This is a genomic window from Asticcacaulis endophyticus (assembly GCF_014652575.1).
GTDB lineage: Bacteria > Pseudomonadota > Alphaproteobacteria > Caulobacterales > Caulobacteraceae > Asticcacaulis > Asticcacaulis endophyticus.
In genome coordinates, this window is the sequence record NZ_BMZB01000001.1 from 86764 (window position 1) to 111951 (window position 25188).

Genomic DNA, 25188 nt, shown 5'->3' on the forward strand with positions numbered 1-25188 from the left:
TTTTAAATTCGAAGTTCGCTTGTGTCCTGATATCGAAAGGAGGCGAACTTCGAATTCACGATACTAGCCTGAACCTGTATAATTCGCCCGTCAGGCGTATAGGTACAGTTCTTGCTAAAACTGACAACTGAAGGGCGTAGTGTGTCGTAAATGCACACCGCGCCCCCGAAGATCAGGTTCGCGTGTGCGGTAAAAGGGGTTGTTATGTTGCTGGAGACTGAAGCCGATCTGGTGATGGTGCTGGGTGCCGCCGCCGGTATTCTTCTGTTTCTGGCGCTGGCCTGCGGCATTATCGCTACGTTGAAAACCTTTCAGGTGCGCCAGTTCCAGACCCTGTTGCACAATTCGGAACGCAAGGTCGATAACTTAGAGCGCCGCATTTTTAACGTGCTCAATGCCGTGCCGGTGGCGCTGGTCGAAACCGACCTGACCGGCAAATTCACCTTTGCCAATAAGGCCGCCCATCAGTTGTTGGGCCGCAAGGACTCTGAGCTGATCGGGCTTCGGTTTCACTCGGCGACCTGGGGGATCACCTATCCGGACGGGCGCATGATCCCGCCCGACCTGCTGCCGATTGCCCGCACCCTTCGTGGCCAGACGGTTAAGGGCTTTCAGCACATGCTGGCCCATCCGGTTACACGCGGCAAGGTGATGATCTCGGTCACCTCCATGCCGATCGTCAGCCCCCACGGCGAAATCACCGGCTCGAGTGCGGCCTTTGTCGAAATCGAATCTCAGGCTGGTGAAGGCATTGGCGACATCACCGGCGTATGGCGCGGCCACTGGTTTACCGCCGCGTCTGTGCCGTTTTGGGGCCTTGATCTGGCAGGTAAGGTGCTGGACCTCAATGGGGCCGCAGTCGATGTTTTATCGACCACGCGCGATGACAGTCTGGGTCAAAGCTGGGCCCAAAGTTTTGTCAGCGATACAGACTTCCAGCGTGCCGTCGATTATCTGGCTGAGGTTCAGGCCGATGCCGCCGCCCATCATCCGCCCGCCCCGCTGCCCCTCATCCTGAAACGTGCGGATGGCACGGCGCAGACGGTTATGGTCAGCGCGTGGAAGGTACGCACCCCGGACGGCGCCGATCAGGGCCTGACGGTCATGGCGGTGCCTGCCCCCGTATCTTTAGCCGCACCCAGTGCTGAACTGGCCACGCCCCAACTGGATGATGACGCAGCACAGGCGCTTGAAGATCTGCGTCAGGCCGAAACCGCCCGCGCCGATCTGGGGGTCGGGGTATGGGTCTATGATCGTGACGCCGATACCATTGTCGAAGACGAAGGTATGCGCCGCCTGATCGGGCGCGAAACCCCAGGCGGCCCCACCCTGATTTCCGATGAAGATCAGGCCATTGCCGACAAAGCCTTTGCCGCCCTGATGGCCGGTGAGACCGACACGCTCGATATCGAACTACGGGTCGGTCCGGCTGATCAGCCCCTGCGCTGGATCAACCTAAAAGGTCGCGCCGACACCCGTGACGATGGCACCCGCGACGTGTCGGGCATAGCGCTCGACATCAGCAGCTACCGGACGCAGATCGCTGACGTGGCGCCCCCCGCTGAGCCAGCCGAAACCGTCGCGCAAATCGAAGCCCGCCTCAGACCCGTCCTTGAGGCCGAACTGTTGAACCGCGCCGAAAGCGATATCGCCGGGCAGATTGAGGCCGCCATAACCTCTGAGCGCACACTCATGGAGCAGGTCATGGCCGAAGCCGTGTCTGAGGCGCAAGGTGCCGCTACCGCAGAGGCGCAAGCGGCCCTGATGGCCGAGATCGAGGCCCTTAAAGCCCGCCCTGAACCAGAGCCCACCCCCGAGCCTGCGCAATCGCCATCCGCCAGAGATGTGGCCCTAACCTTATCTAAACTGACACGGTACTGGACATTACGCAGCGGCAAGCCGACCCTGATCAGCCTGTCAGCCGACTGGCATGACCTGACCGGATTAATGGCTCACGAATTTATGGGCGAAGGCTTCCTCGACTGCGTGCACCCTGACGATCAGGCCGAACTGTTTGATACGCTCAAAAGCTTTATGACCGGCAGCCGCGGCGGCCAGATCAGCTACCGCGTGCGCAACGCCAACGGCGACTATGTGCGCCTGATCGAGCAAGTCACGCCGTCATTTGATAACGGCGCCTTTGACGGCCTGATCGGTATGGCCTTTGAGATCGAACATCTGATGCCCGCCACCGTTGTCGAGGCTGAGGTCGAACCGCCCCCCGAACCCGTTATCATCCCCGTGGACACCACCGAACTCGCCAGACTGCGCGACGAACTCGATGATCTGCGCCAATCCCTCAATTCGGCCATCGCCAGCAAAGCCTCCCTTGAGGACAAAGCGCGTAAACTGGATGACGCCCTGCAACAGGCTCAGAAATATGAAACGGCGGGTCGCCTGACCTTTAATGTCGCCAATGATTTTGGCCAGATGCTGCACGTTATCAACGGCGCGCTCGACATGATGCAAAAGCAGTCAAATAATCCTGAGAACATCCGCCGCCTGTCGGAAGCCGCACTTGTGGCAGGTAAACGCGGCGAACGCCTGACCCGCCAGTTGCAGGCCTTTACGCAATCGGATGAAGACTAACGCTCAAAGTCAAAAATCCGTCATGGATCATCGCTAAGGCCAAAGGTAGAATAGGCCGTAGCCAGAGGATTTTTCATGACCGACGCCGCGCAGAACGCCCCACTGACCTTTGGCTGGGAAGAATGGCTGGGTCTGCCGGATCTGGGCCTGCCGGCCATCAAGGCCAAGGTCGATACCGGCGCGCGCACCTCATCGCTGCACGCCGTCGATATCGAACCGTTCGGCACACAGAGCAAGCCGCGCGTGCGCTTTGTGGTCAACCCGATCGCCGGGCGTCATGATGTCGAAGTCGTCTGCTCGGCTGATATAATTGGCCAGCGCGAGGTGACGTCATCGAACGGTGAGACCGAGATGCGCTACTTTATCGAAACCCGTCTTGATGTCAAAGGCCGGCTGATCCCCATCGAAGTCTCCCTGACCAACCGTGAGGGCATGGCGTACCGGATGCTGCTGGGGCGCCAAGCACTTGAGAGTATGGGCGCGCTGGTCGATCCGGTTCGCTCGCAGATTTTGCCGCCGCGCTCCTATGACGCCTACAGTGGCACTGAAACCCCCGCCGTGCGCAGGCCTTTGCGGATCGCGCTGTTGACCCAGGCCGCCAGCAACTATTCCAGCCGCGCCATTATCGAGGCCGCCCAAAGCCGCGACCACGTCATTGAAGCCATCACCACCTCACGCTGCTACATGAACATCAATGTCCTGCGCCCCGAGGTCCATTATGATGGCAAGCCCCTGCCGCAATTCGATGTGGTCATCCCGCGCATTGGCGTGCCGATGACCAGCTATGGGTTGGCGGTGGTGCGGCAGTTTGAAACCACCGGCGCCTATTGTCTGAACCGCTCCAACGCCATTGCCGCCTCACGCGATAAACTCCATGCCCTTCAGGTTTTGGCGCGCAAGGGCATCCCCATGCCGGTGACCGCCTTTGCCAAATCGCCGAAAGATACCGACTATGTGGTCGACCTTGTCGGCGGCGCACCGCTGGTGGTCAAGCTGACCAAGGGCGCGCAGGGCCGCGGGGTGGTGCTGGCCGATACGCGTCTGGCGGCATCGTCCGTCATCTCCGCCTTTCGTGACCTTGATGCCGAACTTCTGACGCAGGAGTTTATCAAGGAAGCCGACGGCGAAGACCTGCGCTGTTTCGTCATTGGCCATAAGGTCGTGGCCGCCATGATGCGCCGTGCCAAGATCGGTGATTTCCGCGCCAATCTCCATCAGGGCGGCGACGCACTCAGTGTAGACATTTCGCTCGAAGAGGCTCAGATTGCGGTAAAGGCCGCCCGCGCCTTGGGCTTACAGGTCGCAGGCGTTGATATTTTGCGTTCCAAAACCGGCCCGAAGGTCTTAGAGGTCAATTCCTCACCCGGCCTGCAAGGCATAGAAAAGGCATCGGGGGTTAAGGTCGCCGACCTGATCATCGGCCACATCGAAGGCCGGATGCGGCCGATACAGCGTTTGGGGGCCAAAAGCCCAAGGTTGCTCAGAAGGGAATAGTGCGCGTGGCGACGGGCTCAAAAGGCGAAGATCAAAAGCTTTGGGCCCTGGTGACCGCAACCGTGCGGCCCTACATTTCGCGCAAAATCTCCCGCAAAACAGCGCCCGTCAAGCCTACTGAGCCCGAAGTGGTTAAGGTTCGCGATATGCCGGATATGGTAGCTAAACCGCTGCGGAAAGCCGAGCCTCTGACCCCGTTTAAAATCGGTGATGCCATTAAGCCGGACGGCGGCTATCGGCTGGTGCGCGCCACATCGTTTGAGCCCGATCCGATTGAGCCGAAACGCAAGCGCCGCATTACCCGCGAACGTGATCCGATCGAGGCGCGCCTTGACCTGCACGGCCTCACCCAGATCGCGGCGGAGGCCCGCCTGAAAGCCTTCGTGCAACAGGCCTACGCCAATGATTACCGTGCTATTCTGGTGATTACCGGCAAAGGCATGGCTGAAAACGGTATCCTCAAGCGCAACGCCCCGGAATGGCTGGCCGATCCGGCAATGGCCCACATGGTCGCCGGTATCTCACAGGCCCATGCCCGCCACGGCGGTTCCGGCGCGTTATATGTGGCACTCAAGAAGCGGCAGAGATAGCCCTCAAGGAGCGCAGCGTTAGGGCAAAAAGCGCAAATAGGCCCCCACCACCCTTTTGCTACGCAAAACGGTCCCCCTCCCCGGCACGCCGGGGAGGTATAAAATTACGACTTCATACCTCCCCAACTTGTTGGGGAGGAGGGAGGCCCGAAAGGGCCGGAAGGTGGGGGTTCTTATTTCTTTTTCCCAGCCGGACTGATCTTGACCACAGCACCGCCATTGGCCGCCAGCTTCAACCTCACTGAACCCGACTTATCAACCCTGGCATCGCTGACGTTCAAGGTCGAAATCGTCACCCCGTCCTGCCAGAGTTTGGCCGAAAACGCCCCGTCACCCAAAAACCCAAGCGGCACGGTCACCTCGCGGGCCTGATCGTCAGTCATGGCGCCAATGTACCAGTCCTTACCCGACCGGCGGGCGATGACCACACTCTGGCCGATCTCACCGGCCACAAAGCGCGTTTCGTCCCATGACGCCGGAACGCCCTTGATAAAATCAACGCCGTCTTCCCATGAACCATCAGCTTTGCGATACGCAGGCGGCGAATCCGATACCATGCCGAACGGGCTCTCATAGACCACATACATGGCCAGGGCGGCCCCGCGCGTCGTCATGACATAGGGGTTGATAAAGCTCTGCTTTGACGGAAACTCAGCCGGTGTCGCGTGGCGAAACCCGCCCTGGGTATAGTCCATCGGCCCCAAAAGCCCGCGGGTATAGGCCAGCATGATATTATGGTGCGCGGTGATCCGGCGGCTCCATTTGTTGTTCTCCGCCCCCAGCACGCCTTCCTGCGTCATATAGTGCGGATAGGTGCGCGTCAGCCCCGCCGGCGGAAAGGCCCCGTGCAGATCGACCATCAGTTTATGCTGGGCGGTCTTGGTCAGGAGGCGCTGATAATAGTCCATGATCTCCTGATCGTTGCGGTTCAGGAAATCGACCTTAATGCCCTTGATGCCCCAGCGCTCATAGGTCGCCAGCGCCTCATCCATCTGGTTATCCAGTTGCTGCCATTGCAGCCAGATCCACACGCCCACGCCCTTGGATTTGGCGTAACGGATGATCTCGGCCATATCCATTTCGGGCTTGGGTGTGGTGACATCGGCGGCAGGGTTAGGTTCCACCGTCGATCCCGCCGACCAGCCTTCGTCGATCAGGATATATTCCAGCCCCAGCTCGGCCGCAAAATCGGTATAGGCCTTATAGGTCGCGGTATTCATGCCGGATTTTTGGCCGTTCGCATTGTGGGGCGCTGGCAAAGGGAAATCGTTGCCATTCCACCAGTCCCAGGCTGACAGACCCGGTTTAATCCACGACGTATCCTTCACCACCGATGGCTCACCCAGGGCATTGATCAGATTGGATTCAATCAGGTTTCCGGGTCGATCCCCCAGCATGATCACCCGCCACGGCGTTTCAAAACCGTTCGTTGCATCGATGCGAGCAGCGCGGGTGTTAAAGCGCGCGCCGGGGTCATTGTCCTTGCGCGGGGTCAGCACGACCTTGACGCCGTAACTGGCGTCACTCAGAGCGGTGTAGTAGGCGCCCGGATAGGCCTTTAGGTTGGATTCCGCAATCGCAAAGGCCGCCTCACCGGTATCGCACACGACGGGAGCTTGGAACAGGTGAAACACCCGCATCTGAGACGCTTTGATCGCGTCGTGTTCGCCTTCAAAACTGTTCTCGAACCGGCCTTGGTTCAGGCCCCAACAATCATAATCGGCGGCGAAATTAAACGCCGTCATCTCGTCCTGAAGGTCGAACGCGGCCACCCCATCCTGTTTCGGGATCACGTACCTTAGCGCCACCCCGTCATCATAGGCCCGCACAATCAGCTTCAGGGTCTTCACGTCACCCGTGGCCGCCCTATAAGTAAACTCAGTTTGATTATACCGCGCGTTTACGGACTTTACCTTGCCGACAGGAAGCGTAAACTGATCGGCACCAGACGTGGTTTTCTGATCGACCAGGGTAAACCCGCCCGCCCCGATGGCGGTGCCAAATGGCGGACGGTTTTGCAGGGTAAGACCAAGGCTTGAGGGCGCAATGACGGCCTTGCCATTGCGGCTGACGGCATAGGTCAAACCCTTATCGGTCAGGGTGACTTCGATCCGGTTGCGCTGATCGGGTGAGGCGGCGGTGAAAGTCTCCGCCGAAACTTGCGCGGCGCACAACAGACCGAAACTTAAGGCGCACCCGCGCACTATTGAGGCAGATATTACCATGATCGCTTCCCTGATGGTTATGCCGTTCGGTATTTATTTTTGATGGGGCGTAAGGCACCTTAAAGTCGGGCACAGGTCAAGGCTAATTATCAGTTCAGGAGGTTGTGATGGCAAACGCGGTATTGACGGGTTGGAAAGCGGAACAGGGCCTGACCTATGTGCGCCTGTACCACCGTAATAAGCCGGTCATGACCTACCATTTCGGACCGTGCCGCAACTATGAGCCGTGGCGGATGAACTATATCCACCCCATTCATGGCCTGTCGGGCGCGGTGCTGACCGAAAACACCCCCGAAGATCACCACCATCAGCGCGGCCTGTTCTGGGCGTGGCGGGAAATCTACCTGCTGGGCGAAAAGATCGCCGATGGCTGGGAAGGCCACAATATCCGCTTTGAACCGCTGAGCTTCGAGCACGCCGAAGACTTAGATGGCAACTATACCTTACGCGCCCATTACCGTTGGTATTCGACCAAGCATGACGCCGATTTGCCGATCATGGATGAAGCCGTGGTTATTACGCTCCATCCCGATGATGAGCATGGCCGCCGGTTTAGCGTCGATATCACACTCAAAGCATTAGTGGCGGGCTTAAGTCTGGGTGGGACGCCGGATAAGGGCTATGGCGGGCCGAGCGTGCGCTTCCTCCATTCCGAAGACATCACTATCCGCACCAAAGGTCAGGCCGTGACGGCCCAGTTTGCGGCGGTTGAAACCGGTGATGCCGTGGCCTTTAGCTGGCCCCTGCGGCCCGATATGCCCGATGAGATTGAGCTGTCCTGCCTGATCAATGGCACGCCGTGGACCACCTGGGTACTGCGCCAGGAAAAGAGTATGCAAAACGCGGCCTACCCCGGCCTAGGCTCGGTGCCGGTCGATATGGACGCGCCGCTGAATATCCGCCTCAACTGGCGGCAGGTAGTTTAGGGCCGCATCCGGGGGGAGATCATGAATATCTGGAGCATAGCGATCGGGCTGATTGTGTTTCTGGTGGCGGCGCTGGTGTTCACCTATGCCCTGTTCAAAAACATCCCCGACGAGCCCAAGAACGATGATGATGAACCGTGGAAGTAGGTCGCGCTAACCTTAATGATATAATGAGCTGAAATATTTTAAATGTATCAAACATAACAATATCTTGAGAATATTTTAGTTTTTTATTTTAAGCTGTTCTATATTCACATACACTAATTATATGGTTTTAGCGCATAGCATTGAAAACAGTAAGGGCTGGAAAAGCCAGTATGAAACGATGACTCGCTGGTATCATCGGTGCGAAAAAATACATGTCGATGGCTGTTATGTAGACTTCCATGACGCATGGGATTTTGGATTTAGCTTCTTCATTGCTTGTCACAGCCTAAAAGACTGGCTCAAGAAACAATGCCCTACCTATGTGGCACCTGAATATCCAATCTGCATGAAGATATGCCGTGACATAGCTAATAGAGCCAAACATCTAAGACTAGATCAAGCCTCCCTTGATGCGGACTGGTCTATGGTCAGAGAATACGATCACTACAAAGATGGCGTAAAGCTAAAGCTTGTTTTTGAGGGGCATAAAAAAGATTACAAATTCCCGCCGTCGTTTCCTCTGATTAGTGTAATTCGAGATTGTCAGAAATTCTGGGAAATCGAGTTAAGAAGACAAAATTTGCTTTGAATCTAATGAATTTTTTTTGAATAAAAACCAAAACACTCTGAGAGTGTTTGGAGCGGGCGAAGAGGATCGAACTCTCGACATCAACCTTGGCAAGGTTGCGCTCTACCGCTGAGCTACGCCCGCTCATCTGCGCGGTCATGTTCATGTCCGCCGAAGAGGTGCGCCTTATAGACATTAAGCCCTTGGCCTTGCAAGCCCTCTTTTTGAAAAAATCCGATTTTTCCACATGGTTTGCAAACGGCTTAAGTGAGCGCGATCCACGCCACGCGGGCCATGAGTATCACAACCCCTGCAAAGTTGATCACAAACACCATCCCGCGCAGAGGCACATTGCGGGTCAGGGTCTGCACCACCGTATGGACCACGCGCCCGAACAAAAACAGCCATGCCGCCGCCACATCGATCACCGCAACCTCACCCGACAGATAGATAAACAGACCGGCAAACAGCGCAAATACCGGCAGTTCAAACTGGTTCGACAGGTTGCGGGCGACGCGCAGTGAACGCTCAGGATCGGCACCGGCGCGGATGAAATCAGCGATGCGCACCTCACCCTTAGCGACCGCCGACTGGCGCTCAATCGTCAGCCAGACATAGAGCAGCGCTACCCAGCCAAAATGGGCCAGAAACGCCAGAATAAACACCTGAGCAAGCGTCATATGCCCCCCTTTGCGGCACAGACCGGACAGTCAGGCTCAGGGGGGATACGGATGGTGCGGCTCTCTCCCGACAGGCCGTCATAGATCAGCAACCGCCCCGTCAAGACCTTACCTGCGCCGGTGATTAGTTTGACCACCTCAAGTGCGGCCATCGACCCCATCACACCGGCCAGAGCGCCCACGACCCCTACCCGCTCACAGGTTTCCGCATCGGGGGGAATGTCCGGCACAAAGCACTGATAACAGGGTTTGCCGGTAAAGACCGCCACCTGTCCGCTCCAGCGCCCAAGTGCTGCCGACACCAGCGGTTTATTCAGGTCTACGCACATCCGGTTGACCAGAAAGCGCGTCTCGAAATTATCGCACCCGTCCAGCACGATATCGTAGGCGCCGATGATCTCCGCCGCATTATTATCCGTCAGCCGCACCGGATGAGTGATGCACGCCACATGCGGATTGAGCGCTTCCAAATGGGTTTTGGCCTGCCCGGCCTTGGAGGCCCCGACATCGGAGGTCGCATACAGCACCTGACGCTGAAGGTTTGAGACCGAAACCTCATCATCATCCAGTAGCCCAAGCCGGCCCACACCTGCCGCCGTCAGATAAAGCGCTGCCGGTGAGCCTATGCCACCCATGCCGACGATGAGCACCTTCGCCCCCTTAAGCCGCATCTGGCCCATGCCGCCGATTTCCTTAAGAACTATATGGCGGGCGTAGCGGTCGAATTCATCATCGTTGAGCATTTAAACGAAATGGCACTTTTTTATAGATTTGTCGCGCATTTGATCCAAAAACCGCTGGACACTTTTTGGAATGCGCTTAGGCCCCTTGAACTACAACCCCAAAACCGCCAAGTAAGACAACATGAGCGAACACAATTCCCCGTTTCCAAACTGGCATGGCACCACCATCGTCGCCGTGCGCCAAAACAATAAGACCGTGATTGCCGGTGACGGTCAGGTCTCCATGGGCCCGACCATCGTCAAGGGCGGCGCGCGTAAGGTGCGCACGCTGGCCGGCGGTAAGGTACTGGCCGGCTTTGCGGGGGCAACGGCGGATGCCTTTACTCTGCTGGAGCGGCTGGAAGCCAAGCTTGAGCTATACCCGGACCAGTTGGCGCGAGCCTGCGTTGATCTGGCCAAGGACTGGCGCACGGATCGTTACTTACGCCGGCTTGAGGCCATGCTGCTGGTGGCCGATAAGAACCATATTTTGACCGTGACGGGCGTGGGCGATGTGCTGGAGCCCGAAGACGGCGTGGCGGCGATTGGCTCCGGCGGCACCTATGCCCTGTCGGCGGCACGCGCTTTGCTGGAGTACGAACAGGACGCCGAAACCATCGCCCGCAAGGCCATGAAAATCGCGTCCTCCATCTGCGTCTACACCAATGATCATTTGACGCTTGAGGTTTTGAACCCGTGATCAGTTTCCGCCCGCTAACTGATAATGATGCCGGATTGCTGTTGCTGTGGATGACCTCACCGCATGTTCAGCAGTGGTGGCTGAGCGATTGCCAGACCGCCGAAGACGGTGTTGAGGATGCTCTGGCCTATATCGGGGCAGCCAATGCCACAGCCTTCATGATCACCTATAGCGATCAACCGATCGGCTATTTTCAGTGCTATGAATGCAATCCGGACCATGAACCCGACAGCCCGTGCTACAGCGAAAACCCCAGAGGCACATTTTTGTTCGATATGTTCATCGGGGACGCCTCACACCTCGGTGACGGCTTAGGGGCGAAAGTCCTCAACAAAGCCGCGGACGGCCTGTTTTATAAGGGCGCTCAGTGCCTGCGCGCCGCCCCCCATGCGACCAATATCGCCGCCGTCAAATCGTGTGAACGCGCAGGCTTTACCGCCACCGATCACACCCGCGCCAATGGGCTGGTGCTGATGGTGCGGGCGCGTGATGTGGCGCCCGACGCTGTGAAATCGGCCTGACCCGGCCCGCTATTCCTAATTTGGACTTTGAATTTATGTCTCATACCTTTTCCCCGCGCGAAATTGTCTCCGAACTGGACCGTTATATTATCGGTCATAACGATGCCAAAAAAGCCGTGGCCGTGGCGCTGCGCAACCGCTGGCGCCGTAAGCAAACGTCTGATGACATCCGCGATGAGATCACCCCGAAAAACATCTTGATGATCGGGCCCACCGGCGTCGGTAAGACTGAAATCGCGCGACGTCTGGCCAAATTGGCCAATGCGCCGTTCATCAAGGTCGAAGCCACCAAATTCACCGAAGTCGGCTATGTCGGGCGCGATGTCGATCAGATTGTCCGCGATCTGGTCGAGGCCGCCATGCTGATGGTGCGCGAAAAGAACCGGGCCGGTGTGCGCGCCAAGGCCGAGGCTGCCGCCGAAGAGCGCCTGCTCGACGGGCTGGTCGGGGCCGGGTCGTCACCCGCCACCCGCGACAGTTTTCGTAAGCGCCTGCGGGCCGGTGAACTGGACGATAAGGACATCGAAATCAGCGTCAACGAAAGCGCCTCCCCCATCGGCGTGTTTGAAATTCCGGGCCAGCCGGGCGGCAATTTCAACATCGGCGAAATGCTGTCCAAGGCCATGGGCAATAAGCAAAAAACCGTGCGCCTGACGGTCAAGGCCGCCCAGCCGATCCTGCTGTCCGAAGAAAGCGATAAACTGCTCGATCAGGAATCTGTGACGGCAGAGGCTTTGAGCCTGGCCGAAAACGAAGGCATTGTCTTTCTTGATGAAATCGACAAGGTGGCTTCGAAATCCGAGCGCGGCGGGGCTGATGTTTCCCGCGAAGGGGTACAGCGCGACCTGCTGCCGCTGATCGAAGGCACGACCGTTTCGACCAAGCATGGGCCGGTCAAGACCGACCATATTCTGTTTATCGCATCGGGCGCGTTCCATGTGGCTAAACCGTCAGACCTGCTGCCGGAATTGCAGGGCCGCCTGCCGATTCGCGTCGAGCTTAAGGCCCTGACCCAAGACGATTTCCGCCGGATTTTGTCGGAACCCGAAGCCAATCTGATCAAGCAAAATCAGGCCCTGATGCTGACCGAAGGCGTTGATCTGCAATTCGATGACGGCGCGATCGCCGAGATGGCGGCTGCCGCCGCGCAAGTGAACGCCAAGGTCGAAAACATTGGCGCGCGCCGTCTTCATACGGTGATTGAAAAGGTCATGGAGGACATTTCCTTCACGGCCTCAGATAAGTCAGGCCAGACCATCCTGATCGATGAAGCCTATGTCAAGGAACGCCTTGGCGAGATCGCGGGTGATGCTGACCTCAGCCGATATATTCTATAGCCGGATTCAAGTCAGACTCCGGTCTTTTCCTGCACATAGCCATCATAGTGCTGGATCAGAAACTCACGGAACTGCCCCGCCAGATGGTCGATATGTTTGTCGCGGTCGGTCGCTATTTGCTCAGGCGTCAGGCTTTGCGAGACCATAAACGCATTATAGCGGGCCGCGGCGTGGCTCATAGCAATGGCGACCAGTTCATAATCGGCGTCCTTGCTGTGGGTGTTGGCCAGATCAATGTGACCAGAGGCCATTTTAACGAAAAGTTCCTGATTATTATCCGACATGTTACGCCCTGTGATTTTTTATGACTAATATTGATCTTATGTGGCGGTGAAATCCGGGCCTGTCAATTGTTTAAGCAGGGCGGCGCTGGCCTCTTCGCATAAACGGTAAACCGCCTCAAAGTCCCTTGGCCCGCCGTGATAAGGGTCGGGAACATCCTTGCGCAGACCCAAGGCCTGCTCCAGATAAAGCCCGACGCGAGCTTTTGATCCGGCGGTTTGCAACCGGCGGATATCGCTAAGGTTTTGACGATCAAGCCCCAGGATCAGATCAAAACGGTTGAAATCTTCGTGCACCAGTTTACGCGCGCATTGCTCGTGAATGGCAATACCGTAGCGGGCGGCGACGGCAATCGAGCGCTTATCGGGCGCCGCGCCTATGTGCCAGCCGCCGGTGCCAGCGGAATCGATGAAAAAATGATCGCTCAAACCGACTTCCATGACCTTATGGCGGAACACGCCCTCAGCCAAAGGTGAGCGACAAATATTGCCAAGACAGACAAATAAAACAGATATCATGACAGGGTTATAGGCATTGCCTGATGGCGGAATCAACTTAATAGTGGGTTGAACACAGGGTGAACACCATGTCCCAGCCTCTCCCCGAACTGGAAAATTTTATCGACCGGCTTAAGGCCATATCGGATCGCTATGGCCGGGTATATGGCGTCGATCGCGGTGGCGACTGGCATATCCTGAAACTTCAGGAAGAGATGGGGGAACTGACCCAAAGCTATCTGGCCATGACGGGCCGATCGCGGCGCGATGAAGCGACCGCACGGCACCATGTGGCTATGGAAATGGCTGATGTGATGTGCATGTTGCTGCTGATGGCGCGGGCTGAAGGCATTGACCTCAATGCCGCCATTACCGAAAAATGGCTGAAGTGGGAAACGGTGATGACTGAGGAAAGTCACGATGCCTGATCCCCGTTTGATCGAAAAACTGTTTACGCGTTTTGAGGCCGATAAACCCGACCCTAAGACCGAGCTTGATTTCATCAATCCCTATACGCTGGTGGTGGCGGTAGCGCTCTCAGCCCAGACCACCGATAAGGCGGTCAACAAGGCCACCAAACCGTTGTTTGACCTGGCCTATAATCCGTTCGACATGGTGGCCCTGGGTGAGGAAAAGCTGTCGGCCATGATCGCCTCGATCGGGCTTTATCGTACCAAGGCCAAAAACGTCATCAGGCTGTCGCAGATCCTGATCGACAGCTATGGCGGGCAGGTGCCGCTTAACCGTGAGGCGCTGATGGCTCTGCCCGGCGTGGGCCGCAAGACCGCCAGTGTGGTGCTGAATGAGCTAAATATCGAACCGGCCATTGCGGTTGATACCCATGTTTACCGCGTTTCGCACCGCTTAGGGATTGCAGATGCGACTACACCGGATAAGGTTGAGGCGCAGTTGATGGCGATTATTCCGCAAAAGTGGCTGACGCGGGCGCATCATTGGCTGATCCTGCACGGACGCTACACCTGCGTGGCGCGTAAGCCCATGTGCGGCAGTTGTATCGTCGCGGATTTATGTCCGAAGATCGGCGTCTAACGGCAAATGCCCGAAGTGACGACAGCATCCTGAGTAACCGACACGCAGTCATTGGCTGACATCTTCACCAGCGTCCGGCCCAGCGAAAACCCGACCAGTACCAGCACGGCCAGAAGAAAGATCATGGCGTAGATATTGACCGATTTGGTATCACTAGTGTTGAACAACGCCATATAACCCTCCCGAATAGCTGAGTAGAAATACGCCCGTTACGCGAATGACCAGCGGCGAAAGCTAATCGCAATGTTTACAATTGTAAACATAAGTTTAACGGAAATGCGCTCACGAAGCTATAACAGTCATGTGAGCCATGATGTCGCACCGGGTTTAAGCTGGCCGTAAGCGCTCGAAAACACTGGCAATTTCGCCGTGATAGGTGACATCATGACGGTAGCGGAAGCCTGCCTTGCGGGCCAGTTTGCGCGAGGGTTCATTGTCATGGCTGATCATGCATAGGGTGCGCTCCAGCGACAGATCGCCATCGGCCAGATCCAACACCGCGTTCACCGCCTCCCGAGCATAGCCATGACCGTGATGCGCCGGATCGAGGCCCCAGCCCATCTCCGGGGCGTCAAAGACGGGCTCTATATCGCGCATATAGTTGAAAATCCCGACACTGCCGATCCAGTTGCCGCCGTCTTTCAATCTTATAGACCAGTTGCCATAGCCAAAGACCTGCCAGTGGCCGATGTCGCGCAACAGCCTCATCCACACCTCCTCCGGCGTCAGGGGGCGGCGCGTGATGTCGCGCACAAAATCTTCGTTGCGCCATAGGGTGCATAACGGCTCAAAATCATCCGCCGTCATGGGCATCAGGATCAGACGCGCGGTTTCAATCCGGTTCACGATACAGCCTTTGGCGGCACGGGTTCAGCGCTGAAACGCGCGGCATCTTTAAGCAGGCTTATCGCGGCAGCATCGATCAGTTGCTGGCCTTTTTCGATGCTAGCCAGCGTCGGGTCGGAGCCAATCCGGCCATCGGGGAAGCGGGCGCGATAGTCGGCGGCTTCGCGGATCGGGCCGTTCGGCGCGATTTTCGGGTCTGGCACCACGTCACGCACCTGATCCGGATAGGCGGCATAGGTAATGGCGATTTCAGACGGAGTGGCATGGCTGCCGTGGCCGGTCGGGAACATGACCGAGCACATTTTGGCTATGCCTGACAAATCCCACCAGTTGGTCAGTTTCAGCGCAAACGGGCAGACTTCGCCGCGGTAGGAATAGCGCGCATATATCTCCGAAAAGGTCGCTTCAATGGTCGCGATATTGCCGCCGTGCCCATTGAGGAAATAGATGCGCTCAAAACCGTGCCGCGCCAGCGACATCACCCAGTCCTCAATCGCCGCCATAAAGGTCGAAGGCCTGAGAGAAATCGTCCCCGCAAAGCCGAGATGATGCTGCGCCATGCCGATATTAAAGGTCGGGGCGATCAGAACCGGCTCACCCTGTTCAGCCGCCAGTTTTTCGGCGGCGTGAGCGATGATTTCCGGACACAGCCAATCGGTTCCCAGAAGGCCGGTCGGGCCGTGCTGTTCATTGGAGCCGATGGGAATAATTACGGTTTTAGACGCACTCAAAAACCGTTCGATTTCCGGCCAGGTCGATACATGCAGGATCATATCAGCTACTCTTTAGTCATTACCGCACAGCCCTTAATGAACAGATGGCGGCGCCTGACGGAATTTGCGACAGTTTGGGCCTGGAAAGCTAATGTTTTTTTGCGTTTTTCAACATTGGTTCTCTCGACTCTGCCCCAATTTCATCCCATGTTCCGGGTGAAAATAAGACGCAGGCTGTCAAGCTGCGCCCGACTATTTAGATTTAGGAACGCCACAGATGAGTGATCAACAACTCTTTCCCGTGCCCGCAGGCTTCCTGCGCCCAGATACCCTCGATGCTGTCGGCCTTAAGGCCCAGCATGATCTGATCGCCACCGATGAAAACGCCCATTGGAAGACGCTGGGCGACGCACTGGACTGGATAGAGCCGTTCACCAAGATCAAGGATGTGTCGTTCAACTTTGAGGATTTCCGCATCCGCTGGTACTATGACGGCAAGCTCAATGTGTCACAGAACTGCATCGACCGGCACCTGAAAGACCGGGGCGATAGTGTAGCCTTCATTTTTGAAGGCGACGATCCGGGCAATTCCTATCATGTCACCTATAATCAACTGGCCGCTGAGGTAAACAAACGCGCCAATCTGATGAAGCAGTACGGCGTTAAAAAAGGTGACCGGGTGACCATCTATATGCCGATGGTGCCTGAAGCCGCCTATTTCATGCTGGCCTGCACCCGTATAGGTGCTGTCCATTCGGTTGTGTTCGGCGGCTTTTCACCTGACAGTCTGGCGGGGCGGATTCTGGACTGTAAGTCGGAATATGTCGTCACCACCCATGAAGGCGTGCGCGGCGGCAAAAAAATCCCGCTCAAGGCCAATACCGATCTGGCCCTGCTGCAATGCCCGGACGTCAAGCATGTGTTTGTCGTGGCCGATATTTGTGATGTGATGCTGATGCACGGTCAGCGCGACATCAATATCGCCTGCGTGTTGGAGGATATTAGCGCCGACTGTCCGGCCGAGCCCATGGGCGCCGAAGACCCCTTATTCATACTCTACACCTCCGGTTCGACGGGCAAGCCCAAGGGCGTGCTGCACACCACCGGCGGGTACCTCGCGTGGGCCGCCTACACCTTTAAGACCGTGTTCGATTATCAGGCCGGTGATGTCTTCTGGTGTACCGCCGATGTCGGATGGGTCACAGGACATTCCTATGTCGTCTATGGCCCGCTGGCCAATGGCGCCACCTCGCTGATCTTTGAGGGCGTGCCGAACTACCCAACCGTCAGCCGCTTTTGGGAGGTCATTGATAAGCATAAGGTCAATATCTTCTACACAGCCCCCACCGCCATCCGCGCCCTCATGCGCGAAGGCGATGAGCCGGTCAAAACAACCTTACGCGCGTCTTTGCGGGTACTTGGTTCGGTCGGTGAGCCGATCAATCCCGAAGCTTGGATGTGGTATTATAATGTCGTCGGTGACGGGCGCTGCCCGATCGTCGATACCTGGTGGCAGACCGAGACCGGCGGCCATCTAATCACACCGGTGGCGGGGGCGACCCCGCTTAAGCCCGGTTCAGCGTCTCAACCTTTGCCAGGGGTGAAACCGGTCATTGTCGATGCCGAAGGCAAGCGGCTTGAGGGGGCCACCGAAGGCAATCTTTGTATTGCGGATTCCTGGCCCGGTCAGATGCGCTCGATCTACGGCGATCATGCCCGCTTTATCGAGACCTATTTTTCGACCTATCCCGGCATGTATTTCACCGGCGACGGCGTTAAGCGTGATGAGGACGGTTACTACTGGATCACCGGCCGCGTCGATGATGTGCTCAATGTCTCCGGCCACCGCATCGGCACGGCTGAGGTCGAAAGCGCGCTGGTGGCGCACGAAACCGTGGCCGAAGCCGCCGTGGTTGGCTTCCCGCATGACATCAAGGGGCAAGGCATCTGGTGCTTTGTGACGCTGGTTAAGGGCGTGGAATCGACCGACGAATTGAAGGTAACCCTTCGCAACTGGGTCCGCCGTGAAATCGGTCCGATCGCCTCGCCCGATGTCATCCAATGGGCGCCGGGCCTGCCCAAAACCCGCTCCGGTAAGATCATGCGCCGGATTTTGCGCAAGATCGCCGAAGGTCAGCCAGAGGCTTTGGGCGATATCTCGACCCTTGCCGATCCGTCGGTCGTGGCCGATCTGATCAAGGGCGCGAATCTTAAAATCGATGCCTGACTTATTATTGTCGCGCATTCCGACAACCGCTTCACACTTATCGGAAACGGAGTTCGGCGAAGCCAATGCGCTTTAGGTGCGCAGGCAACCCACCTGCGCCACCCGATATTCGCGGCGGAAAGTATCGGACACGGTGCCGTAATTGCGGCGCGTGATCGTTTCTTCGCGGTCATAGTCCGGGCGGCGCGACGCAGGATTAGCCAGGGCGTGCAGGGTTTCCGGCGTCGAAGTATAGATCCGGCCCCGGCGCGGATTGTGACGCAGGGTAATGCCGACCACCTGAGACGCCGTATTCACCGCCGGGCCACCGATAAGCTGGTTCAGGCTGCCCTTAAGCTCATGGGTATGGCCGGACTCCGCCCAGGCCAGTACGGATTCATTGGACTCAAAGCGCTTGGATTTCGACAGGGTGGTGCGCCCGATAAACCGGCCCGTCGCCTCCCCCACCTCACCGCGCGGAAAGCCCGGCATAAAGGCGCGCTGCCCCACTTTGAGCGCTGCCGGATCGGCCAGTGGCAAGGGCCGTGTGCCACCTGACGTCACCGCAATCTCATAGTTCTCATGGCCCGCAGATTTGCGTATCTTAAACGGTACGCCCAGATTGCCGCCTATGTTCAAGAACGGATGGGCACAGTTGCGGATGCTGTCGCGGGCAATGATCCATTCACCGGACTGGGACACCGAAAACGCCGTGCCGGTATAGTCGATCTGGGTGGCGACTCCCTGACCGCTCGGCAAGCTGATGATCGAGCCTTGGGCGAACGGGCTGAAACTGGCCAAAAGGGATATCTCGGACGCACTGGGCGGCGGTGGCGCGGGCGGCGCCATAGACCGGTCGCGCCAGTTGACGGTGACCATCGTCCCCACCGCCAGCGCAACCCCATAAAGCAGCCAGTCGAGTTTCACCTGCTGCCCCTTCTGGTCTTAGCCCGCCACAGCGGCGGCGAGGATAATGGCCCCGGCCAGCTTGGCCGCCACCAGCAGCACCGCAGCCGACACTTCGCCTTCGTTGATGCGCTCAGGCAGGCCCGACAACAGAAAATCGACAATGCGGAACACGAACAGTTGCAACAGGATGGTCGCCCCGCCCCAGATCACAATCTCACGGATCGAGGTTGAGGCTGACATCGACGTCGCCAAAGGAATAGCCAGACTGATGATCACCCCGCCAAAGCCCACCGCCGCGGCCGAATTACCGTCGCGGATCTGGTTGATTTCCTTATAGGGCGTGAGGAACGCATAGACGGCGGTGCCGATCATCAGCATCAAAAGCGTCACACCCGCATGCAGTAAGGTGACGGGAAACCCCGTGCCAAACGCCTGAAACTCAGGGCGTAAGGCTTCCGGGATAAGGAATTCCGGGTTCAGAAAATCAGGTATCATAAAGCTTCGCCCCGCCGCTTTGATAATCTTCAAGACCGTTTTACCGCGCGCTCAGACCATGACGCGTGATGGGCCTTTGTCAATCATTTCAATATAACCGGAAATTCCTAAGATATTGCGACGGTTTTCCCCCAAAACGGGTTTAATCAGCGTCCTCGACCAGGTGCCCAAACGGCAAACCGTCGATATGGTCGACCATAACCACGCCGTCGCGACTCTGCCGCCGCGTTTCACTGGCGCGTTGTTTCTCGCTCTCGGACTTAAGCTGCCCGCAGGCCGCCAGAATATCGCGCCCGCGCGGGGTGCGAATGGGGGAAGCATAACCGGCGCGGTTGAGAATGGCGGCGAACGCCTCAATCGTCTTCCAGTCCGAGCACTGATAATTGGTGCCAGGCCACGGATTGAACGGGATCAGATTGACCTTGGCCGGTATACCTTTCAGCAGATTGATCAGAGCGCGCGCTTCGGCGGCGCTGTCGTTCACGTCCTTCAGCATCACATATTCAAACGTCACGCGCCGTGCATTAGAAATGCCCGGATAGGTGCGGATACCGGCGATCAGGTCTTTGAGCGGATATTTTTTATTGAGCGGCACCAGCATGTCGCGCAGTTCGTCATTGGTGGCATGCAGCGAAATCGCCAGCATGGCCTGCGTGCGCTCACCCAGAGCCGTCAGTTCAGGCACAACACCGGAAGTCGACACGGTGATACGGCGGCGCGACAGGGCAATGCCTTCGTTGTCGGAGATAATGTCGATGGCATCGGCCACGCTGTCGAGATTATAGAGCGGCTCACCCATGCCCATAAAGACGATGTTGGATAGTTTGCGCGCCTCACGCGGCGACGGCCATTCCTCAAGGTCGTCACGCGCGATCTGCACCTGCGCCACGATCTCTGCGGCGGTCAGGTTACGCACCAGCTTTTGCGTGCCGGTATGGCAGAACGAACAATTGAGCGTACAGCCGACCTGCGACGACACACATAAGGCCCCGGCACGGCCAACGCCCGGAATAAAGACGCTTTCGACCTCAATACCGGGCGCCATGCGAATCAGCCATTTGCGCGTGCCGTCGTTGGATATCTGGCGTTCAATGATTTCTGGACGGTCGAGGGAGAATTTTTCCGCCAGAGGCCCGCGCTGATCTTTGGCGATATCGGTCATCTGATCGAAGCTGGTGACGCCGAAATGATGGACCCAGCGCCAGATCTGCGTGGCGCGCATTTTGGCTTTGCGCGGTTCCACAACACCAGATTCGGCCAAAGCGTCGATTAGCCCCTGACGGGTCAGGCCGGTGATATTAACGCGGGCAGGTGCAGCAACAGGTTTGGAACTCAGGTCAAGCGTATAGGCCACGGGTGGGGATTCTCAAGGCTGTCGGGAAACTAAAAAAGGCAGGGACTTGTAGTCGCGCATTTGTATCTGAAAACCGCTTCACACTTTTCAGAATGCGCGTTAGTCCTGCCGCCTAGAACTTATAACTGAAAACGGGCCCATGCGCAAATTTAAGGTTCGCGCAAAAAAGCGCCCCCACCAGATGATGGGAACGCTTTTTGTTTTCAACGGTCAGCCGATTACTTCAGGCGATATTTCACGCCCGCACGCACGGTCCAGCCATTCAGCGTATCGCCCAGGCGGGCATCGGCCGTAAGGTGGCCCGACAGGTTCTCATTCGATCGCGACTGCGCCGTAACACCCATCAGAGCCTGACCGAACGCCCCGGTACGCTGACCGGCCAGCCAGACCGCGCCGGTGCCACTTTCCGGCACATAAGCGGTCTGGGTCTTAGCGGCATCTTCCTGCCAGGCGTTCAGTTCACCGTAAGGCGTCCAGATCACCCGCTCGGTCGACAGCGACGTACCGACACGGACACCGGCTCTGATGAGCTTGCTTTTCAGTTCAGCGATTTTCGCGCTGCCCTGATCCGCCGGAATGTCCAGCGTATCGGCATCGACCTTGGTCGTCATGTAGCCGATGACCGGCTCAACAAACAGGCTGTTGAGGTCATAGCGATTGGACAAGGCCACCGAGAACGTCTCAGAGCGGGCCTTAAGGCGGCTGTTCAACAGGCCAAGCGCCGGATTGGTGACGTCGGCTTTCAGGATTTCGTGGCGGTTCTGAACCGACAGGCGAAGGCCTTTGTGCGTCAGGGCGGCGTAGTAGCCATAGTTCGGAGCGTCGATTTTGACGCTTGAACCCGACAGAGTTTCATCCGTCACCTTGGCGTCGGTCGAACCGCCCATGAAGCCCGCGCGCAATGAGACGCCGGTGCCATGGATGTTATAGACACCCGCGTCGAAGCCGTACTGTACGCCGTCCTGAGACGACTTGGCCTTGGTGGTTGTGCCCGACGAATAGCCGTCCGAAGTCGTGAAAGCTTCCTTTAGTGACAGATCGCCGCTATAGGCGCGCGCCCAGCTATTGGCCATCCACTGGTTGACGCCGTATGCACCATCGCGGACGAACACCTCTTCGGGCAGGTCAGCCAGATTGAGGTTCTGCGCCGTGACATAGGCCGTCAGGCTGGCGCTCAGGCTGGTCAGCGACGGCGTATTCAGGCTTGAGACAATGCCCCAGTCGCTAGTGCCTGCGATTTTGGCCAGACGGTAGCTCATCAGGCTCTGACTGCCCAAAACGGCATTGGTGCCGATATCGGTATCTGCGGTCAAAGTCCCGTCGCCACCACCTGAAGAGACCAGCACCACAGGTGCGCTCAGGTAAGCCCGGCCTGCGGCTGAATTATTGAGGCGCACCGTCGATGTGCCCGACAAAGTCCCGACATTGAGGCGGTCGGCCTGACCGGTCAGCATATCGACATCGAACGACAGAACCGATCCGGCGATGCCCGTATAGGCACCGGTCACATTGACTATATCACCGGTACGGCCATTGGCCATATGCAGCGCGCCCGCATTGCTCAGGCTGGCGGCATTCAGGAAACCGGCATTGGCTGTGGTGCCGACCGAAATCGTACCTGCGGCGGCGTTGGAGACCGCGCCAAAGCCGTTGAAACCGTGATCAGCGATATTCAGCGTGCCTGAGTTGTCAAACGCCGAACCATTGCCGGTCAGATTACCCTGGAGGATAAAGGCGCCAGCATTAGTCATGGTACCGTTGACCACACCACCAACCTCAGCCGAGCCCGTATTGGTCAGGTCGCCGTTGATGGTGCCAAGGCTGAACAACGTCCCCGACGTGGCAATATCACCATTCCACACACCGGCATTTATAAGCGTACCGGTGTTGCTAAGAACCTGACCATTCCAGACGCCGGTAGCATAGTTGGTGATCGTGCCGCTATTACTGTTGACGATGCTGTTGGATGTCCCGGCGTTATCAACCTCACCGGCATTACTCAGGCTGGTAGCATTCAAGGCACCGGCAGTCACAAAGTTTCTGATCAGGATGGTCCCATTCGCCGCGTTCGTCACCGCGCCAAAACCATCAAAGACATAGTTATCAATAATCAGAGCGCCGGAATTATTGAACGCCGAACCATTGCCGGTCAGATTGCCCTGAAGGGTAAAGGTGCCGGTGTTGGTCACCGCGCCATTGATCACACCATAAAGATAGGCTTCGCCGCTGCTATTTAGGGTTCCGGTAAATGTTCCCGTGCTGACAAATTCGCCAGCGTTCGTGACATCGCCGTTCCAGGTTCCGGCATTGAAAACCGTCCCGGAGTTTGCCGTCACTGCGCCGTTCCAGGTTCCGGTGCTGTAGATCCAGTCCGCATTGCTCAGGACATCACCATTCCAGACGCCCGCGTTGCCAATGTCGCCGCTATTGGCATTAAGCGCGCCGTTGACGGTGCCGGAGTTGCGGAAATAACCGGCATTATTGACCGAACTGTTCAGGGTTGCGTTAGCATTCACCCACGCCCGGCCGTTCGCATCGCTGGTGAGGCCAGCAGCCGTTAAGCTAATGGGGCCAAAGACCGTGACATCGCCGCTATTGGTGATCGCACCGGTTGTCATATCTCCCGTCACTTCGATCGTGCCGGAGTTGGTTACGCTGCCCGTGATAATGCCGCCGCCCGTGACCGTGCTCATGCCCACAAAAGAGGCGTTATTGCTCAGGTTGCCGTCAACTGTGCCGGTATTATTGAAATTGCCGTCAACCAAGGTGACGTTACCGTTTATGACATTGCTGTTGTCCGCAGTGCCCCAGCCGCTCACGCTCAGATCACCATTGAGCGTGCCGTTATTGCCGAAATAGCCGGAGGACGCGACATCGCCATTCCAGATACCGGCATTGGTCAGCATGTTGGTATTGCTGCGCACTTCACCGTTCCATTCGCCGGTGGCGGTGTTCAGGATTGTGCCGGTATTGGTGTTGACGATGGCGTTATAGGTGCCTGCGTTTTCGACATCACCGGCGTTGTCCAGATCATCCGTGACCGTGCCGCCCTGCTGGATGAGCAATTGCCCGCCCAACTCATTGGTAATGTGACCGGCAGTAATTGAAGCGCCATTGCGCACCATGACGAGAGCGCCGTTCTTAATCTGTATGCTTGAGGTGTTGTTAATCGAGCCATACAAATTGAGGAGAACGTTATTTTCGATCGTCGTGGCACCGGTATAGGTGCTGTTGCCGTTCAACATAACCGCGGTCTGAACGCTACCGGTATTGGCAAAAATGATCGACCCGCCTGTGGTCTGATCGGTCAGATCGCCGTCCAGATTTACCGAAACGTCCCGCAGGTCGATCGTATTGGTCGCCGAATTACCGAGTTGAAAATTTTGAGCAAAAGCGCCAGGCGTCGTGAAAAATAGCGTACCACCCGCAAACACCGCATTCAGGCTGGTGCCCAGTTGCGCGGCATCATAACCGCCAGCGGCAGCGGTGTCGATATCGGTTGAGGTTGGCGTTGGCGTGCCGCCCGATGTACCCACCGGTGTGCCAGTATAGGTGCCGATGACAGAAGAGACATAAAGGATAGGGCTCAGACCGTCATCGAGTGCGTTAAAGCCCCCAAAGCCCAACTGGTAACTCCCCGCTGTAGACACGCTAAAGGACGCCGTGATCCAAGGGGTGTTGCCATAGCTTTGCAAAATAAGCGCGCCGGTCGGGTAACCCGCGCTGCCCGGCACGATCGAGGTTTCGCCGTTGCGAGCCAGGATGTTGAATTGCGATACGCCCTGACCGCCCAGTGAGAAGAACACACCATCAGAATAGGGCAGGTAATCACCGGCCGAATAGGCCCAACCGAAGGTATAGGTACCGGTTTGCAGGCTGAACGATTTGGTGATCAGACCAAAATTGGTTGAATTGCCGGCGATGGCCGCAGCGGCTGTGCCGTTTGTCAGACCCAGAATGGAATCGACAGTGCTGACGTCTATGATTGAGCCGTCGGCCTCGATCTTGACCATTGCCTCACCCGTTGCCGGGGTCAAGGTGAAGGGACTGCCGCCGTGATTAGAGGTTTCGGTCGTCGTCATGACCGACGTGGCGCCTTGGGTCGTCCAGCCCGTCAGACCGGCATTAACATCAAGGAACGTATCCGCGAAAGCCGCTGCGGGCATTATCGCCACCACAGCCAGGGGCACACTCAGCGCCGTCATGATGGCTTTAGGCGCCATGCCCAAGACCAGCGCCCGAACAGACGCTCCACACAGAAAACGCTTACCCATACGAGATAAAGACACCACTTAACTCACCTTTTCTAAACTGAACACGGCAGGTCAGCAGAAAAA

23 protein-coding genes and 1 tRNA gene are annotated in these 25188 nt (G+C 57.3%); 11 read left to right on the forward strand and 13 right to left on the reverse strand.

Features of this window, described 5'->3' with window-relative positions:
- The first annotated feature begins 204 nt into the window (after nucleotides 1-204).
- The 3 genes from IE102_RS00400 (at nucleotide 205) to IE102_RS00410 (ending at nucleotide 4673) form a co-directional block, all read left to right on the forward strand.
- Nucleotides 205-2589, forward strand: coding sequence for a PAS domain-containing protein (locus IE102_RS00400; protein ID WP_189484410.1), 2385 nt, complete (start codon nucleotides 205-207; stop codon nucleotides 2587-2589).
- 75 nt (nucleotides 2590-2664) lie between these two features.
- Nucleotides 2665-4083 (forward strand): 30S ribosomal protein S6--L-glutamate ligase, encoded by a 1419-nt coding sequence (gene rimK, locus IE102_RS00405; RefSeq protein ID WP_189484411.1) that lies wholly within the window; start codon nucleotides 2665-2667, stop codon nucleotides 4081-4083.
- A gap of 5 nt (nucleotides 4084-4088) precedes the next feature.
- Complete coding sequence (locus IE102_RS00410; RefSeq protein WP_189484412.1) at nucleotides 4089-4673, forward strand: Smr/MutS family protein; 585 nt, start codon at nucleotides 4089-4091, stop codon at nucleotides 4671-4673.
- 173 nt (nucleotides 4674-4846) lie between these two features.
- Here IE102_RS00410 and IE102_RS00415 read toward each other — a convergent pair whose 3' ends face one another.
- Nucleotides 4847-6898 (reverse strand): glycoside hydrolase family 97 protein, encoded by a 2052-nt coding sequence (locus tag IE102_RS00415; RefSeq protein ID WP_189484413.1) that lies wholly within the window; start codon nucleotides 6896-6898, stop codon nucleotides 4847-4849.
- 107 nt (nucleotides 6899-7005) lie between these two features.
- Here IE102_RS00415 and IE102_RS00420 point away from each other — a divergent pair, with 107 nt between their 5' ends.
- Together IE102_RS00420 and IE102_RS17950 are read left to right on the forward strand one after the other, a co-directional pair.
- Complete coding sequence (locus IE102_RS00420; protein ID WP_189484414.1) at nucleotides 7006-7824, forward strand: DUF6807 family protein; 819 nt, start codon at nucleotides 7006-7008, stop codon at nucleotides 7822-7824.
- 21 nt (nucleotides 7825-7845) lie between these two features.
- The gene (locus tag IE102_RS17950) at nucleotides 7846-7971 is read left to right on the forward strand and encodes a hypothetical protein (RefSeq protein WP_268247442.1); all 126 of its coding nucleotides are present in this window, start codon (nucleotides 7846-7848) and stop codon (nucleotides 7969-7971) included.
- 637 nt (nucleotides 7972-8608) lie between these two features.
- Here IE102_RS17950 and IE102_RS00430 read toward each other — a convergent pair.
- The 3 genes from IE102_RS00430 to IE102_RS00440 all read right to left on the reverse strand — a co-directional run bounded on the left by IE102_RS00430 (nucleotide 8609) and on the right by IE102_RS00440 (nucleotide 9962).
- Nucleotides 8609-8683 (reverse strand) — tRNA-Gly (locus tag IE102_RS00430).
- A 119-nt stretch (nucleotides 8684-8802) separates the two neighbouring features.
- Nucleotides 8803-9219: an MAPEG family protein gene (locus tag IE102_RS00435; protein ID WP_189484416.1), complete on the reverse strand. Its 417-nt coding sequence runs from the start codon at nucleotides 9217-9219 to the stop codon at nucleotides 8803-8805.
- On the reverse strand, nucleotides 9216-9962 hold the full coding sequence (locus IE102_RS00440; protein ID WP_189484417.1) for a HesA/MoeB/ThiF family protein: 747 nt from the start codon (nucleotides 9960-9962) through the stop codon (nucleotides 9216-9218). Before IE102_RS00440 ends, IE102_RS00435 begins: the two co-directional genes overlap by 4 nt.
- A gap of 121 nt (nucleotides 9963-10083) precedes the next feature.
- On the opposite strand from IE102_RS00440, the gene hslV reads away from it, so the two are divergent.
- From hslV to hslU, 3 genes are read left to right on the forward strand one after another with little or no spacing between them, the layout of a single operon-like run.
- Nucleotides 10084-10641 (forward strand): ATP-dependent protease subunit HslV, encoded by a 558-nt coding sequence (gene hslV / locus IE102_RS00445; RefSeq protein ID WP_189484418.1) that lies wholly within the window; start codon nucleotides 10084-10086, stop codon nucleotides 10639-10641.
- Nucleotides 10638-11162 carry a GNAT family N-acetyltransferase gene (locus tag IE102_RS00450; RefSeq protein ID WP_189484419.1) on the forward strand — a complete coding sequence of 175 codons (525 nt, stop codon included), beginning with the start codon at nucleotides 10638-10640 and terminating at the stop codon, nucleotides 11160-11162. Before hslV ends, IE102_RS00450 begins: the two co-directional genes overlap by 4 nt.
- A 35-nt stretch (nucleotides 11163-11197) precedes the next feature.
- Nucleotides 11198-12499 (forward strand): ATP-dependent protease ATPase subunit HslU, encoded by a 1302-nt coding sequence (gene hslU, locus IE102_RS00455; protein WP_189484420.1) that lies wholly within the window; start codon nucleotides 11198-11200, stop codon nucleotides 12497-12499.
- A gap of 11 nt (nucleotides 12500-12510) precedes the next feature.
- Here the strand turns inward: hslU and IE102_RS00460 are convergent, their stop codons facing one another.
- Both IE102_RS00460 and IE102_RS00465 read right to left on the reverse strand, forming a co-directional pair.
- Nucleotides 12511-12783: a DUF3144 domain-containing protein gene (locus IE102_RS00460; protein ID WP_189484421.1), complete on the reverse strand. Its 273-nt coding sequence runs from the start codon at nucleotides 12781-12783 to the stop codon at nucleotides 12511-12513.
- Between the two features lie 36 nt (nucleotides 12784-12819).
- On the reverse strand, nucleotides 12820-13299 hold the full coding sequence (locus IE102_RS00465) for a low molecular weight protein-tyrosine-phosphatase (protein WP_189484422.1): 480 nt from the start codon (nucleotides 13297-13299) through the stop codon (nucleotides 12820-12822).
- Between the two features lie 68 nt (nucleotides 13300-13367).
- Here IE102_RS00465 and IE102_RS00470 point away from each other — a divergent pair, with 68 nt between their 5' ends.
- Together IE102_RS00470 and nth are read left to right on the forward strand one after the other, a co-directional pair.
- Entirely contained in the window at nucleotides 13368-13706 is a 339-nt protein-coding gene (locus IE102_RS00470; protein WP_189484423.1) for a nucleoside triphosphate pyrophosphohydrolase family protein, read from the forward strand.
- Nucleotides 13699-14328 (forward strand): endonuclease III, encoded by a 630-nt coding sequence (gene nth / locus IE102_RS00475; protein ID WP_189484424.1) that lies wholly within the window; start codon nucleotides 13699-13701, stop codon nucleotides 14326-14328. The genes IE102_RS00470 and nth overlap by 8 nt, the downstream gene beginning before the upstream one ends.
- On the opposite strand, the gene IE102_RS00480 is transcribed toward nth, so the two are convergent.
- The 3 genes from IE102_RS00480 to IE102_RS00490 form a co-directional block, all read right to left on the reverse strand.
- Nucleotides 14325-14501, reverse strand: coding sequence for a hypothetical protein (locus IE102_RS00480; protein ID WP_189484425.1), 177 nt, complete (start codon nucleotides 14499-14501; stop codon nucleotides 14325-14327). The genes nth and IE102_RS00480 overlap by 4 nt on opposite strands.
- A gap of 154 nt (nucleotides 14502-14655) precedes the next feature.
- Nucleotides 14656-15174 (reverse strand): GNAT family N-acetyltransferase, encoded by a 519-nt coding sequence (locus IE102_RS00485; protein WP_229807500.1) that lies wholly within the window; start codon nucleotides 15172-15174, stop codon nucleotides 14656-14658.
- Nucleotides 15171-15947 carry a creatininase family protein gene (locus IE102_RS00490; protein WP_189484426.1) on the reverse strand — a complete coding sequence of 259 codons (777 nt, stop codon included), beginning with the start codon at nucleotides 15945-15947 and terminating at the stop codon, nucleotides 15171-15173. Before IE102_RS00490 ends, IE102_RS00485 begins: the two co-directional genes overlap by 4 nt.
- A gap of 217 nt (nucleotides 15948-16164) precedes the next feature.
- Between IE102_RS00490 and acs the strand changes: the two genes are divergently transcribed.
- Nucleotides 16165-18114 (forward strand): acetate--CoA ligase, encoded by a 1950-nt coding sequence (gene acs, locus IE102_RS00495; RefSeq protein ID WP_189484427.1) that lies wholly within the window; start codon nucleotides 16165-16167, stop codon nucleotides 18112-18114.
- Between the two features lie 72 nt (nucleotides 18115-18186).
- On the opposite strand, the gene IE102_RS00500 is transcribed toward acs, so the two are convergent.
- The 4 genes from IE102_RS00500 to IE102_RS00515 all read right to left on the reverse strand — a co-directional run bounded on the left by IE102_RS00500 (nucleotide 18187) and on the right by IE102_RS00515 (nucleotide 25143).
- Entirely contained in the window at nucleotides 18187-19020 is an 834-nt protein-coding gene (locus IE102_RS00500) for a S1 family serine peptidase (RefSeq protein WP_189484428.1), read from the reverse strand.
- Between the two features lie 18 nt (nucleotides 19021-19038).
- Entirely contained in the window at nucleotides 19039-19497 is a 459-nt protein-coding gene (locus IE102_RS00505) for a DUF350 domain-containing protein (RefSeq protein WP_189484429.1), read from the reverse strand.
- A gap of 142 nt (nucleotides 19498-19639) precedes the next feature.
- Nucleotides 19640-20851: a dual-specificity RNA methyltransferase RlmN gene (rlmN, locus tag IE102_RS00510; protein WP_189484430.1), complete on the reverse strand. Its 1212-nt coding sequence runs from the start codon at nucleotides 20849-20851 to the stop codon at nucleotides 19640-19642.
- 218 nt (nucleotides 20852-21069) lie between these two features.
- Nucleotides 21070-25143, reverse strand: a complete 4074-nt coding sequence (locus tag IE102_RS00515; protein ID WP_189484431.1) for a hypothetical protein — start codon at nucleotides 25141-25143, stop codon at nucleotides 21070-21072.
- Between the last annotated feature and the right edge of the window lie 45 nt (nucleotides 25144-25188).